The organism is Cytophagaceae bacterium (genome assembly GCA_016722655.1).
In the GTDB taxonomy this organism is placed as follows: Bacteria; Bacteroidota; Bacteroidia; order Cytophagales; family Spirosomataceae; genus Leadbetterella.
Window position 1 is genome coordinate 1,218,448 of sequence record JADKIR010000004.1, and the last position, 14,998, is coordinate 1,233,445.

The 14,998-nt window shown below is 42.2% G+C and carries 8 protein-coding genes, 1 tRNA gene and 2 rRNA genes; 5 read left to right on the forward strand and 6 right to left on the reverse strand.

Going from position 1 to position 14,998, the window contains the following annotated elements; all coding sequences use genetic code 11:
• Window positions 1-36: 36 nt before the first annotated feature.
• The 3 genes from IPP61_05845 to IPP61_05855 all read right to left on the reverse strand — a co-directional run bounded on the left by IPP61_05845 (window position 37) and on the right by IPP61_05855 (window position 4,743).
• A 23S ribosomal RNA gene (locus IPP61_05845) occupies window positions 37-2,851 on the reverse strand.
• A 170-nt stretch (window positions 2,852-3,021) separates the two neighbouring features.
• Window positions 3,022-3,095 (reverse strand) — tRNA-Ile (locus IPP61_05850).
• Window positions 3,096-3,239: 144 nt separating this feature from the next.
• Window positions 3,240-4,743: ribosomal RNA gene (locus tag IPP61_05855) — 16S ribosomal RNA — on the reverse strand.
• Together the 16S and 23S rRNA genes with 1 tRNA gene alongside form the textbook arrangement of a ribosomal RNA operon.
• A gap of 958 nt (window positions 4,744-5,701) precedes the next feature.
• Here IPP61_05855 and IPP61_05860 point away from each other — a divergent pair.
• From IPP61_05860 to uxuA, 3 genes are all read left to right on the forward strand, one after another.
• Window positions 5,702-6,175, forward strand: coding sequence for a DoxX family protein (locus tag IPP61_05860; GenBank protein ID MBL0324691.1), 474 nt, complete (start codon window positions 5,702-5,704; stop codon window positions 6,173-6,175).
• Between the two features lie 28 nt (window positions 6,176-6,203).
• Window positions 6,204-7,799, forward strand: a complete 1,596-nt coding sequence (locus IPP61_05865; GenBank protein ID MBL0324692.1) for a Gfo/Idh/MocA family oxidoreductase — start codon at window positions 6,204-6,206, stop codon at window positions 7,797-7,799.
• Between the two features lie 212 nt (window positions 7,800-8,011).
• Window positions 8,012-9,211, forward strand: coding sequence for a mannonate dehydratase (gene uxuA / locus IPP61_05870; GenBank protein MBL0324693.1), 1,200 nt, complete (start codon window positions 8,012-8,014; stop codon window positions 9,209-9,211).
• 28 nt (window positions 9,212-9,239) lie between these two features.
• On the opposite strand, the gene IPP61_05875 is transcribed toward uxuA, so the two are convergent.
• A complete protein-coding gene (locus IPP61_05875) occupies window positions 9,240-10,121 on the reverse strand; it encodes a DMT family transporter (GenBank protein MBL0324694.1) in 882 nt (293 codons plus the stop codon).
• A 66-nt stretch (window positions 10,122-10,187) separates the two neighbouring features.
• Window positions 10,188-11,180: an aspartate-semialdehyde dehydrogenase gene (locus IPP61_05880; protein ID MBL0324695.1), complete on the reverse strand. Its 993-nt coding sequence runs from the start codon at window positions 11,178-11,180 to the stop codon at window positions 10,188-10,190.
• Between the two features lie 254 nt (window positions 11,181-11,434).
• On the opposite strand from IPP61_05880, the gene IPP61_05885 reads away from it, so the two are divergent.
• Window positions 11,435-12,532, forward strand: coding sequence for a hypothetical protein (locus IPP61_05885; protein ID MBL0324696.1), 1,098 nt, complete (start codon window positions 11,435-11,437; stop codon window positions 12,530-12,532).
• 114 nt (window positions 12,533-12,646) lie between these two features.
• Here IPP61_05885 and IPP61_05890 read toward each other — a convergent pair whose 3' ends face one another.
• A complete protein-coding gene (locus IPP61_05890) occupies window positions 12,647-12,835 on the reverse strand; it encodes a hypothetical protein (GenBank protein MBL0324697.1) in 189 nt (62 codons plus the stop codon).
• 350 nt (window positions 12,836-13,185) lie between these two features.
• Here IPP61_05890 and IPP61_05895 point away from each other — a divergent pair, with 350 nt between their 5' ends.
• Complete coding sequence (locus tag IPP61_05895; GenBank protein MBL0324698.1) at window positions 13,186-14,958, forward strand: glycoside hydrolase family 9 protein; 1,773 nt, start codon at window positions 13,186-13,188, stop codon at window positions 14,956-14,958.
• Window positions 14,959-14,998: the final 40 nt, after the last annotated feature.

Consider the following 14,998-nt stretch of genomic DNA (forward strand, 5'->3'; position numbering starts at 1 on the left):
GGAAAGACTGTGAAGAATAAGTTTTTTTTTAAAAATATAAAGAGCTCAGTCGGTTCATTAGTACTACTCGGCTGCATACGTTACCGCACTTTCACCTGTAGCCTATCTACGTCGTAATCTCCAACGTTCCTCTAGGGAAGTCTCATCTTGAGGCGGGTTTCACACTTAGATGCTTTCAGCGTTTATCCCATCCATACTTAGCTACTCTGCCGTGCCCTTGGCAAGACAACAGATACACCAGCGGTATGTCCAATTCGGTCCTCTCGTACTAAAATCAGAACCCCTCAAACTTCCTACGCCCACCACAGATAGGGACCGAACTGTCTCACGACGTTCTGAACCCAGCTCGCGTGCCACTTTAATCGGCGAACAGCCGAACCCTTGGGACCTTCTCCAGCCCCAGGATGTGACGAGCCGACATCGAGGTGCCAAACCTCCCCGTCGATATGAGCTCTTGGGGGAGATCAGCCTGTTATCCCCGGAGTACCTTTTATCCTTTGAGCGATGGCCCTTCCATGCAGAACCACCGGATCACTATATCCTACTTTCGTACCTGTTCGACTTGTTTGTCTCGCAGTCAAGCTCCCTTTTGCTATTGCACTCATCGCACGGTTACCAAGCGTGCTGAGGGAACCTTTGAAAGCCTCCGTTACTCTTTTGGAGGCGACCACCCCAGTCAAACTACCCACCAAGCGGTGTCCCCATTCCAGGGTTAGAAACCAAATATCCAAAGGGTGGTATTTCAACGTTGACTAAACGACGCCTGGCGACGCCGCATCTCAGTCTCCCACCTATCCTACACATCAGATACCCAGTCACAACGCTAAGCTATAGTAAAGGTTCACGGGGTCTTTCCGTCCCGTGGCGGGTAGACGGCATCTTCACCGTCACTACAATTTCGCCGAGCTCACGGCTGAGACAGTGCCCAGATCGTTACACCATTCGTGCAGGTCGGAACTTACCCGACAAGGAATTTCGCTACCTTAGGACCGTTATAGTTACGGCCGCCGTTTACCGGGGCTTCGATTCAATGCTTCTCTTGCGATGACATCCCCTCTTAACCTTCCGGCACCGGGCAGGTGTCAGGCCATATACGTCGACATTAATCTTCGCATAGCCATGTGTTTTTGTTAAACAGTCGCCTGGGCCATTTCTCTGCGACCACCATTGCTGATGGTTCCCTTTATCCCGAAGTTACAGGGTTAATTTGCCTAGTTCCTTAGCCGTGATTCACTCGAGCACCTTAGGCTTCTCGCCTCGACTACCTGTGTCGGTTTACGGTACGGTCACTGTATATCCATAACTTATCGGCTTTTCTTGGAACTCTATCCCCTAATTCGATTCGTCCGAAGACTCCTCTCAACGAACATTTCCGTCGGTTCGTATTAAGCTCTAGCGTCCGTCCCCGCTTCGTAATATACACTGGTACAGGATTCTTAACCTGTTTCCCATCGGCTTCTGCTCTCGCATTATCCTTAGGATCCGACTTACCCTCCGTTGATTGACATAGCGGAGGAATCCTTAGTCTTTCGGTGTGAATGGTTCTCACATTCATTATCGCTACTTATTCCTACATTTGCTTTTCTAATCACTCCAATGACCCTCAAAGATCACCTTCACCGTAATTAGAATGCTCCCCTACCCAAGACTTACGTCTTGACTAAGCTTCGGTACTATACTTTATGCCCGCTTATTATCGATGCCCGCCCCGCTCGACCAGTGAGCTGTTACGCACTCTTTAAATGATTGCTGCTTCCAAGCAAACATCCTGGCTGTCTCGGCAGTCAGACTTCCTTTGTTCAACTTAGTATAGATTTGGAGACCTTAGCTGTAGTTCTGGGTTCTTTCCCTCTCGGACTCTGACCTTAGCACCCGAGCCCTCACTGCAGAGTATATATTATCGCATTCGGAGTTCGTCTGAATTTGGTAGGATGTGACTCCCCCGCATCCAATCGGTAGCTCTACCTCAATAATACTTACCTCCACGCTGTACCTAAATACATTTCGGGGAGTACGAGCTATTTCCCAGTTTGATTAGCCTTTCACCCCTACCCACAGTTCATCCGAACACTTTTCAACGTATACCGGTGCGGTCCTCCAGTTGGTCTTACCCAACCTTCAACCTGACCATGGGTAGATCACTAGGTTTCGCGTCTACAGCCACCAACTTAACGCCCTTTTCAGACTCGCTTTCGCTTCGGCTCCCTTCCTTAAAAAGTTAACCTCGCCGGTGACCGTAACTCGTAGGATCATTATGCAAAAGGCACGCCGTCACCATATCGCATGGCTCCGACCGCTTGTAGGCGTACGGTTTCAGGTTCTTTTCACCCGGGTACTCCCCGTGCTTTTCACCTTTCCTTCACAGTACTTGTTCACTATCGGTGTCTCAGGAGTATTTAGCCTTGGCAGATGGTACTGCCGAATTCAAAGGGAATTCCTCTGGTTCCCCCTACTCAGGATACTGCTGGTCCAGTTTCATTTACTCTTACGTGGCTATCACACTCTGTGGCTGACCTTCCCATGTCATTCAAATTTAAAAACTTTCCTAAATGCAGTCCTATAACCCCGAAATTGCCGTAACAATTCCGGTTTGGGCTAATCCGATTTCGCTCGCCACTACTCTCGGAATCACTGTTGTTTTCTTCTCCTATGGGTACTTAGATGTTTCAGTTCCCCACGTTCGCTCCACACTTATCGTGCGGTTCCAGGCCTTCAGCCTGGAGGGTTGCCCCATTCGGATACCTACGGATTAACAGATATGTGCTCCTCCCCGTAGCTTTTCGCAGCTTATCACGTCCTTCTTCGCCTCTGAGACCCTAGGCATCCCCCGTACGCCCTTCTCTTGCTCTCTCTTTTTCTTCTCAGTCTTTCCCATCATGTCAATGTACTCTTACGGCTTATCGCTATCTGCTTTACACTTCCTGCTTTCACCTTTGTGGTATATGTCCGTTATCTATACCTCTCTCTATTTTTCTACTTCATAATTAGCACATTATTAATTACTAATTATTCTTAAATTTGTGGGCCTGCCTGGACTCGAACCAGGGACCTTTACATTATCAGTGTAACGCTCTAACCACCTGAGCTACAAGCCCGCTATCAGAAGTAAGCTTCTCAAATGATTGGCTCGCCTCCGAGTCTTTGGTTAACTTGTCGGTGGGGATAAAATCTTACTCACAATTGTTGTTTGTCGTCTTTCCTTGTTTATGTTTCTTCTGATTTTATCAGAATATCTCTAAAAAGGAGGTGTTCCAGCCACACCTTCCGGTACGGCTACCTTGTTACGACTTAGCCCCAGTCACTGGTTCTACCCTAACGAAGTCTTTTACCTTCCGCTTCAGGTCTACCCAACTCCCATGGCTTGACGGGCGGTGTGTACAAGGTCCGGGAACGTATTCACCGCATCATGGCTGATATGCGATTACTAGCGATTCCAGCTTCATAGGGTCGAGTTGCAGACCCCAATCCGAACTGTGACAGGCTTTTTGTGATTCGCTTACTCTTACAAGCTCGCTGCACTCTGTACCTGCCATTGTAGCACGTGTGTCGCCCTGGGCGTAAGGGCCATGATGACCTGACGTCGTCCCCTCCTTCCTCTCTACTTGCGTAGGCAGTCTCGACTGAGTCCCCACCTTTACGTGCTGGCAACAGTCTATAGGGGTTGCGTTCGTTGCGGGACTTAACCCAACACCTCACGGCACGAACTGACGACGGCCATGCAGCACCTTGTTTCGCGTCATTGCTGACTGATCCATCTCTGAATCATTCGCTCACATTCTAGCCCAGGTAAGGTTCCTCGCGTATCATCGAATTAAACCACATGCTCCACCGCTTGTGCGGACCCCCGTCAATTCCTTTGAGTTTCACCGTTGCCGGCGTACTCCCCAGGTGGATTACTTATCGGTTTCCCTTGGACACTGATATCGCTACCAACATCTAGTAATCATCGTTTACTGCGTGGACTACCAGGGTATCTAATCCTGTTTGATCCCCACGCTTTCGTGCATCAGCGTCAGTATATTCGTAGCAACCTGCCTTCGCAATCGGTATTCCTTCCGGTATCTATGCATTTCACCGCTACACCGGAAATTCTAGCTGCCTCCAAATAACTCAAGCTCAACAGTATCGATGGCATGTAAAACAGTTAAGCTGCTACCTTTTACCACCGACTTATTAAGCCGCCTACGCACCCTTTAAACCCAATAAATCCGGATAACGCTCGCCACCTACGTATTACCGCGGCTGCTGGCACGTAGTTAGCCGTGGCTTATTCTAATGGTACCGTCATTATAGCTCGCAAGCCACACATTCTTCCCATTCAAAAGCAGTTTACAACCCAGAGGGCCGTCTTCCTGCACGCGGCATGGCTGGGTCAGAGTTGCCTCCATTGCCCAATATTCCCTACTGCTGCCTCCCGTAGGAGTCTGGCCCGTATCTCAGTGCCAGTGTGGGGGATACTCCTCTCAGAGCCCCTAAAGATCGTAGCCTTGGTAAGCCGTTACCTTACCAACTAGCTAATCTTACGCATGCCCATCTACTTCCTATAAATATTTCAATTATCAATGATGCCATTAATAATATTATGCGGTGTTAATCCCAGTTTCCTAGGGCTATCCCCCTGATGTAGGTAGGTTGCATACGCGTTACGCACCCGTCCGCCGGTGTCATTGCTGACCCCTCGACTTGCATGTATTAAGCCTGCCGCTAGCGTTCATCCTGAGCCAGGATCAAACTCTCCATAGTAATTTCTTATTACGAAAAGATCCCAACTTTTTTTCAATCGTTTTCTTATCCTATCCCCAACAAGTTAATGAACTTTATCCCACTTTTTTCGTGAGCTCGTTTAGCACTCCTCTATCGCTAATTCTTCCCGATTCCCTATCCCTTTACTCTCAATCGGGGTGCAAAAGTAGTAAGCCGTTTTCCTAAATCCAAATTTTTGCAAGAAAAAATTTTATTTTTTTTGAACCCGCTTCCTGTCCCCAATTCGCCTCCCCGTTTTGGGACTGCAAAGATAATACCCTCTATCCCCCTTTTCCAAATTTATTTTTACCTTATTTTTTACCCCAACATCACCTCCTCTGTAAACCAGGTACTTATTATTCTTTAACTCCTTTTTATTTATAACCTTTCTTGATTTTTTTATATGTATTGTTTCCAGCCTAATTCTATTGTTTTGCCCTAATTGTTTTCATCTTAATATTTTTGATGTGAAAAATAACAATTCCTTCCAATCCCTTTTTGGGGTTTAAACGTTTAAAACGGATCTTGGGTGGGGCTAATGACCCAGTTAATCTTTCCGAATTTTTCTTCAAGGGGCTAAAGCCCCTTCCTATTTATATGTCTTGGGGTGGATGGACAAAAAGTACGTTTTCTCTTAAAGCTTAAAACTCATTCCCTGCGAGAGGGATAGTAGTGTAAAGCCCGTAGTGCGGCTGGATGGTGCGTAGACGGACTTGTAACGAATAGCCCGACCCCTTGACCGACCTTAGAAGGGAAAGGGGGCTCGCCATGAAAAAATTAAATACAAAACAGGTTGATATAAATATTTGACGAAAAATTAGGGGAAATTTGTGAGGAATGTCAAGATATGAAATGGCAAAAACCATAGGAAGGACGTTTGGTGGATTTTAGCTTGCGTTGTTGATTGTTTCAACCGGTCAGGGATTGGCCGATTTTTAAACTATAACATTATGTATGTATGAAAATTAGTGGATATTCTAAAGGACAACTGTGGTCGCTGGTGGTTTTGCGGCTTTTTATAGGATGGCATTTTTTGTATGAAGGAGTGGTTAAGCTCTGGAATGACAACTGGTCGGCATCGGGATACCTGGTGGACTCTAAGGGGCTTTTTGCCAAAATGTTTGAGTCGATGGCAGCCAATGCGAGTTTGATGAAGGTGGTAGATACAATGAATATTTGGGGGTTAATTTTGATTGGTTTGGCATTAATAGTTGGTTTTTTGGTTAAACCGGCGATTTGGGGTGGTGTTGTTTTATTGGTTTTTTATTATTTGTCTCACCCACCTATGATAGGGTACACATTTGCTATGCCTAGTGAGGGGAGTTATCTGATTATTAACAAAAATCTGATTGAAGCTGCTGCTTTAGTGGTGTTGGCATTGTTTCCGACAAGTGGTTTGGTTGGACTTGACCAGTTTTTAAAAAGAAAATAAGAGGATTAAAACTAAAAAATGAATTAAAATGAAAGAAGATAATAACGAAATAAATAGACGGGATGTACTGAAAGGGCTGGCTACAGTACCGGTTTTAGGTGCTTTTTGGGGTGTGGCTCAAAGTAAAAAAAATACAGACGCATCAGTTAAAGAACAGATTTTTAAAGAATTAAATATTGAAGCTGCCAAACCACCAGTAAGTGGAGCGATGGATGGACAAGCCCTCAGAATTGGTATTATTGGTTTTGGTATCAGGGGTGAGCAGCTACTCAGGGCAGCTGGTTTTGCAACCAATCAATGGAAAGAAGATATGAAGAAAAACAATCTTGAAAATCCGAAAGATTTGAGATTGAAAGAGTTTTTGGAACAAGAAAAACTAAATATCAAGCTGAATGGTGTTTGTGATGTTTTTGATGTAAGAGCCGAGGCGGCAATTGAGGCGGGATCTGTTGACGGTAACAAGCCAAAGAGGTTTTTGAATTATGAAGAAATGATGGCAAGCCCGGATATAGATGCCGTGATTATTGCGACTCCTGACCATTGGCATGCTCCGATGGCCAAAGCTGCAGCTAAAGCCGGAAAACATGTATATGTAGAAAAATGTATGACTCACAAGGTGGGGGAAACCTATGATTTGAAAAAAACTATTGAAGACACAAAGGTGAAATTCCAGCTTGGTCACCAACACAGACAAACCCAGAGTTTTTTAACTGCTCAGGATATTATCAAGAAAAATGTATTGGGTCACGTATCATTGATTCAGGTTGCTACCAACAGAAACGATGATAATGGTGCCTGGCAGTATGATATACATGAAAAAGCCAGTCCAAAAACCATAGATTGGCAACAATTCTTAGGAAATGCCCCTAAGAGGGAGTTTGATGCAGAGAGGTTTTTCAGATGGAGAAAATGGTGGGATTACGGCACCGGATTATCGGGTGACTTGTTGACACACGATTATGACAGGATTAATACTATTTTGCAAATGGGAATTCCTGATTCAGTGATGGCTTCTGGTGGTGTATATACTCATATTGATGGTAGAGAAGTCCCGGATGTATTACAGGTTGTGATGGAATTTCCGAATTTTACTACAGGAACTTCACAAGAAAAAGGCAAAGAAAAAGGTATGACATTTCTTTATACATCTACTTTGGGTAACCAATACGACAGAGGTACTTTGGTTATGGGTCATGATGCCACTCTTGAATTGGGTGCACAACTGACTATAATGGCTGACCCACGGTCAACCAGATATAAAGAAATGATAGAGTCGGGTTTGGTAAAAACCGACGTTCCAATGTATAGCTATAATCCATCAGCTAAGGGTGTTGATGCTGTGTCTGGTGCTACCGCGAAATATTTTGCCAACAAAGGTATGATGTATACATATCGTGACGGCAAACGCGTAGACTCAACGTTTTTGCATATTAAAGAATGGTTGAGTTGCATCAGACATGGTGGAACCCCAAGCTGTAATATTCAGCAGGGATTTGAAGAAGCGATATCGGCTCATATGGCAACCGCTTCGTTGAGATTGGGTAAAAAAATTATTTGGGATCATGAAAAACAAAGAATGTCCAATGTAAGCGAAGCAGAACTTAGGTCGGTTGGTATGGCCTGACAATAGGTTTTAATGAGAATCCTCTCCTGTTTTAAAATGGGAGGGGATTTTTTTTGAAAAATGGGAAAGCCAATTTTTCATAACTTCACATTACTATAAAACTTGTGATTGAATAGTATTATTGAATTCACTAAAATATTGCTGAAATAGCAGAAATGAACTTTAATTTTGTAGCATTATTTATATCAACTAAAAATACGATGATACATACAATGAGGTGGTTTGGGCCTAATGACCCGGTGAGTTTGATGGATCTTAGACAAGCGGGTTGTGAAGGCGTAGTAAGTGCACTACATCAGATACCTGTAGGGGAAGTATGGACTTGGGAGGCTATAAAAGAGAGAATTGATATCATAGAAGCAGAAAATGACCATTACATACCACTAAAATGGGAAGTAGTGGAGAGTTTGCCGGTTCACGAAGACATCAAAAAAGGACTTCCTTCCAGAAATAAATTTATCGAAAACTATAAAATATCTTTAAAAAATCTGGCAGATGCCGGGATAAAAACGGTGTGTTATAATTTCATGCCTGTACTAGACTGGAGCCGGACAAAACTGGATCATGAAATGCCTGATGGCTCAAAAGCACTGAGGTATGTTTGGAATGATTTTGCTGCTTTTGATTTGTATATTCTAAAAAGACCGGGGGCTGACTCTGACTATACAGAGGAAACAATCTCAAAGTCCAAAGAAAGGTTTGACCAAATGACCTCCGAAGAAAAAGCTGAATTACAAAATACAGTACTTTTGGGACTCCCAGGTAGCATGGAGGCTTTTCATCTGGAAACTTTCCAGAGTTTACTTGATAATTATAAATATATTAGTCAGGAATTGCTTCGAGAAAACCTTCATTTTTTTGTAAAAGAGGTGACTCCTTTTGCAGAAGAACTGGGAATAAAAATGTGTATTCACCCCGACGACCCTCCTTTTCCGCTTCTAGGATTGCCACGAGTTGTAAGTACGGAAGCAGATTTATCAGCTCTAATGAACGCATCAGAGGTAAATGCCAATGGGATTACTTTTTGTACTGGCTCTCTGGGAGTAAGGCCAGACAATGATTTAGCTGGAATTTTAGAGAAATTTGCCGATAGGGTACATTTTTTACATTTCAGAGCTACAAAAAGGGAGTTGACAGACGAAATTTCGGGACGTCCTCTGATATTTCATGAAGCAGACCATCTTACCGGCGATGTCGATATGGTAGAGCTTATCAAAATAGTAGTTAAAGAAGAAAGGAGGCGAAAAAGTCTGGGTTTAAAAAATAACCGAATACCCATGCGTCCTGATCATGGGCACCAGATGCTGGACGACCTGAGTAAAACTACCTATCCTGGGTACTCAGCAATAGGAAGATTAAAAGGGTTGGCCGAATTACGCGGGGTGGAGTTGGCGGTGAACAGGATGTTGTGAAGTTTAAATTATTGGGTTCTGTGAAGTTTTATTTCCCAATGATCAAAACTCCAATTAGCACCAATACAGAACCCAGAATCTCCTGTAAACTTAAAGTTTCACCAAGGAAAATATATCCCAAAATAACCGTTGCCACAGGCCCGATACTTCCAACTATTGAGCCTAGCCCGGCACCGAGCAATTTTATACCCTCCATTACCAAAAAAGTAGGAATCACGGTACTGACAATAGCCAAAGCCAATCCATAGAGGTAAACACCGTCGGGTAGTTCAAATATTGCTACATTTGTAAAGGCTTTAAAGTGGATAATGACGTAAACTGAAGAGAATATCATTGCCAGCGTATTAAAATTAATAGAGCCATATTTTTTGATCATTTCACCCCCGAATGTAAGGTACAAGGCATATGTAACAGAGCTGATTAAAACCAACCCGGCACCTAATGCGAAGTTTTTTGAACTTAAAATTTTAGGATCTAATGCAATAATAGCGATTCCCAGATAGGTGATAACCAATGCGATGACGCCATTCCGGCTGATTTTTTTACCCAAAAAAATACTTGAAAATATAATGACCAGGGTAGGATAACTAAAAAGTATGATTCTTTCCAATCCGGCAGAAATATATTGCAATCCACGAAAGTCAAACCAGCTGGCCCAGTAGTATCCCAATAGGGATAGCAATGCGATTATCCCGAAGTCTTTTCCAGATACTGCCTTGAAATGCCCCTTTTTGTATCTGAAAAGACCAATAATCATAAAAAATGGCAATGACATTCCAAATCGAAGAGTGAGCAAGGTGATGTCATCAATATCAAATTGCTGATAGGTGAGTTTTATAAATATTGCCTTGGCAGAGAAGCAAATCGCCCCAATAGCCATCAGAATTATACCTTTGTGTTTTTGATTCATTTTTGAAAATAAAAAATCCCGCCGGTTTTCCAGCGGGACTTCGTTGATTCATATTGATATTCTGTTTCAGATCAATCCTTTTTTCAACAAATGCTCCGCTATCTGAACGGCATTGGTTGCGGCACCTTTACGCAGGTTGTCAGCTACCACCCACAGGTTGAGCGTTTTGGGTTGTGATTCGTCACGGCGAATACGACCTACAAAAACTTCGTCTTTACCGTGTGCGTTTATCGGCATCGGATACACAAAGTTAGCCGGGTCATCCTGCACAATCACGCCTTCGGTTGCTGCCAATAGCTCACGTACCGTTGCTAAATCAAAATCGTTTTCAAATTCAATGTTTACCGCTTCGGAGTGACCACCAATAGTAGGAATACGTACAGTAGTGGCTGTCACTTTAATACTATCGTCACCCATGATTTTGTTGGTCTCCAATATCATTTTCATTTCTTCTTTTGTATATCCATTTTCAAGGAAAACATCAATATGAGGAAGAACATTGAGGTCAATTTTATGTGGGTAAACTTTAGTCACACTTTCGTCACCGGCTCTTTCTGCAAAAAGCTGATCAACTGCAGCTTTTCCGGTTCCGGTTACTGACTGGTATGTAGAAACTACCACTCTTTTGATTTTATATTTATCGTGCAAAGGCTTCATTACTACGACCATTTGGATGGTTGAGCAGTTAGGATTTGCGATGATTTTGTCTTCTGCGGTAAGCACATCGGCGTTAACTTCGGGTACAACCAATTTCTTGGTGGGGTCCATACGCCATGCCGATGAATTGTCGATAACGGTGATGCCGGCCTCGGCAAACTTAGGAGCAATAGCAGTAGAAGTATCACCTCCTGCTGAGAATATCGCTACATCGGGTTTCATCGAAATAGCAGTATCATAACCTACTACGGTATATTCCTTACCTTTAAATGTGACCTTCTTTCCGATACTTCTTTCTGATGCCACCGGAATAATTTCTGTTACCGGAAAATTTCTTTCCGCCAAAACTTTGAGGATTTCGCTACCAACCAATCCTGTAGCCCCTACAACTGCAACTTTCATTTTGTTTTTGTAATTTGGTACCCCCCGACCCATGGCAGGGTATTTTACTAAAAATCAAAAGGAGAGGTCTATTCCTTTTGTAATTTATTTGTTAGTTTGTATGATGGGTGTAAAAGGACTGCAAAAATAATGGAAAGAGATGAGGAAAGAAAAAATAAAATGAAGAAATGGAATTTAGAAAAAGAAATTCTATTTTTTGATAGTCTGGTTTTAATAAAGAATCTACTTTTACTTTGTAAAAACCTTAAAATGATATGAAATTGAAAGTCTTACTGGTATTTCTTTTTAACAATATATTATTATTTTCTTTAGCTCAAAACCCTCAAATCCCATTCCATAAATTTCAAAAAACCAAAATCAACCCTGTACTGTCGGCTGACTCCTCTTTTGTTTTTGATTGCCCTATGAAAAGCGGGCCGGTAAAATGGCAGAAAGCTGATGTTTTTAACCCGGCGGCAGTGGTAAAAGATGGCAAAATTATGGTATTATTTAGGGCTGAAGATAACCCTAAAGCACATTTGGGAGGCAGAACCAGCCGCATCGGTCTGGCAGAAAGTACCGATGGCGTAAATTTTAAAAAATACCCTACGCCGGTTTTATTTCCTTCAAAAGATGGCTTTGAGCAATGGGATGCACCCGGCGGATGTGAAGACCCAAGGGTAGTAAAAACCAAAGAAGGCCTTTATGTGATGGCGTACACTTCATGGAATTATGACACTCCGCGACTATCCATTGCGTTTTCGAAAGACTTATTGAAATGGGAAAAACAAGGACCGGCTTTTCAGAAGGCCTATGACGAGAAATTTAAAAATATGGCCAGCAAATCGGGTTCTATTTTGACCCGAAAAGAAGGAAATGAATACGTGGCAGCCCAAATCAATGGGAAATACTGGATGTATTGGGGCGAATTGGGAGTAAATCTAGCCTGGTCTGATAATCTGATTGACTGGTACCCCGAACTCGATGAATCAGGAAATCTAAAATATGTGATTACCACCCGCAAAGGGATGTTTGACAGTAACCTCACTGAATGTGGCCCTCCCGCCATCATTACCAAAAAAGGCATTACGCTCATTTACAACGGTAAAAATCATGATAAACCCGAAATGGCAAGCAATGAGCTGCCAACGGGTACGTATTCGGTGGGTTATGTAGTTTTTGACGCAAAAGATATGCACACTGTTAAAAAACGATCAGAAAAACCTTTTCTAAAACCCAGTCTGCCCCATGAGGTAACCGGCCAATATAAAGCAGGGACTACATTTTCAGAAGGCTTGGTTTTTTACAAAAAGAAATGGTATTTGTATTATGGTACGGCTGATTCTTTTGTGGGGTTGGCTGTTACGAAGTAATCTTAGTTACTGTTTCAAATAATTCCGGATTTTTAGAAGTGTGAAATACGGCATAAACGACAACAATATTTTCTATTTTCTTGTATTTGTAATGAATTCCAAAAGGGAACGAGTTCAAAAATGAGATTCTAATTGAATTAAATTTTTGTTCGCAGGAAAGTAGAAATTCTGAAATATGTTTAATTTGAGTTTTATAATCTTGAATAAAGCGATGGCTAATTTTGGATTTATTTTTTTGTACCAAATAAAAGCTTCTTCTAAATCATTTTTAACAAAAGGCAAATATTCAATTTTTGCCTTCATTGTCTAAACTGTTTAAAAAATATTCCATTTCAGCCTCTTTAATAATTGAACTGGGGTTTTCAGAAATAAAATATTCTTTTTTTTTAATTCATCTTTTTGCCACTGAGGCAAATCGTCTGAATATTTTTGCTTTAGAAAAATTACGAAATCATTAACTTGCCCCCAAAGATTATCTGGAAGTGTCAGCAAGTTTTTTTCTATTTCTTTTAAAGTGATTTCCATAAAATCCGAATTTTAACAAATTTAAGAAGGTTTCGATAAAACAAAATTATATTTTCGTTTTAAAAATCTCCTTCTGAAAAATTTCAGGAAAATAAAATCTTAAACGAAAAACGATCAAATAAACCGGCATGAATAAAATAATTACTTTTGCGATATTCTTATTTATCTCATTTTCAGCCATTTCGCAAGAAATCGAAATAAGAGTCAATCTGGCCGGATATTTACCTGATTTACCTAAGAGAGCCCTGATTTTGTGTAAAAATGAAATAAAAAACAGCTCGGTAATCTTAAAAAACACAGCCGGGACTTTTGAAAAGTCATTTCCTGCAAAATTAAAAAATACAAGCCCCTTGCCACCTTTTTCTTTTGAATATGAAATAGATTTTTCTCAGGAAAAACAAACCGGCGAATACTATTTTACAGTAGAAAATAAGAAATCTGAAACTTTCAAAATAGGTCAATATTCTGCCTGGCAGGAAGATGTGGTGCGGTTTATGCAAACCCAACGCTGCGGTTTCAATGCTTATACCGGAAAGCCCTGTCATCAGCAAGATGGACTTGCATTTTATGGACATATAAAAGATTCAACCCAAATTGATGCCCGAGGAGGCTGGCATGATGCGGGCGATCAGCTCAAATATCTAATTACCGGTAGCAATGCAACGGCCAGAATGCTTCAGGCCTACCTTATGTACCCCAAAGGTTTTAAAGACATGGCTGATTCTCTGGCTCAAAGCACCCCTAATGGCACCCCTGACGTACTTGATGAGGCCACTTGGGGACTTGACTGGATTTTCAGGTTACATCCCACCGCCAACTCATTGTATCATCAGGTAGCCGACGACCGTGACCATCGTGGTTTTAAACTTCCTCACGAAGATGAGGCAAATTATGGATGGGGAAAAAATAGTTTCAGACCAGTTTATGGTGCCACGGGCACACCTCAGGGCCTTGGGAAATATAAAAGTAAAGCCACCGGAATCGCCAATGTAGCGGGGCGGTCAGCCGCAGCTATGGCACTGGGTTATCAGGTTTTTAAAGGTTTTTCTGAAAAAAAATCATATTCAGAAAAATGTCTGAAAGCAGCCAAAGAGCTTTATGAAATGGGCAAAAAACAGGAGGGATATCAGCAAGGAAATTCGTTTGGTGCACCATACCGCTATGAAGAAAACACCTGGGCTGACGATATGGAGTGGGCTGCCGCCGAGCTATATAAATGTACCGGTAAAAAACAATATCTTGAAGATGCCCGAAGATATGCCCGGTTAATCAACACTTGGTCGTGGATGGAAAGAGACACTGCTTCACATTATGAAATGTATCCATTTGTAAATATGGGACACTTTGCTCTTTGGCAGGCCGGAAACAAGAATGATAAAAAATTGGCTATAGATTATTATCAAAAAAATCTGGAAAGAATCAGGCAAAAGGCCAATCAGAACGCTTATGGTGTGGGTCATTTGTTTATCTGGTGTTCCAATAACCTCGCAACTGCGGTGGCTACACAAGCTATTTTGCTTAATAAAATGACCGGAAGCCATGATTATGACGACCTTTTACAAAACCATACCAACTGGCTTTTGGGGCTAAACCCATGGGGCACAAGTATGATTACCGAAATACCCGAAGGAAAAGATAGCCCCAAAGACGTACACATGCCTTTTTGGATTTTGGAGAAAAAAAGTATCAAAGGTAGTCTGACAGATGGACCTCTGTGGTCAAAAATTCATGACAAAATGTTGGCTATCAAACTTTCTGAACCTGACGAATATGCCCACTTGCAGCCAGACCATATCAAATATTGGGATGATTACCAGGATTATTCAACCAATGAACCCACTATGGATGGTTCTGCCGATATGATTTTATGGTTAGCTTACATGAATTCTGAGATGAAATAGCCAAGTAGAGGTCTGACCGACGGTCTGACCCTCACAGTTT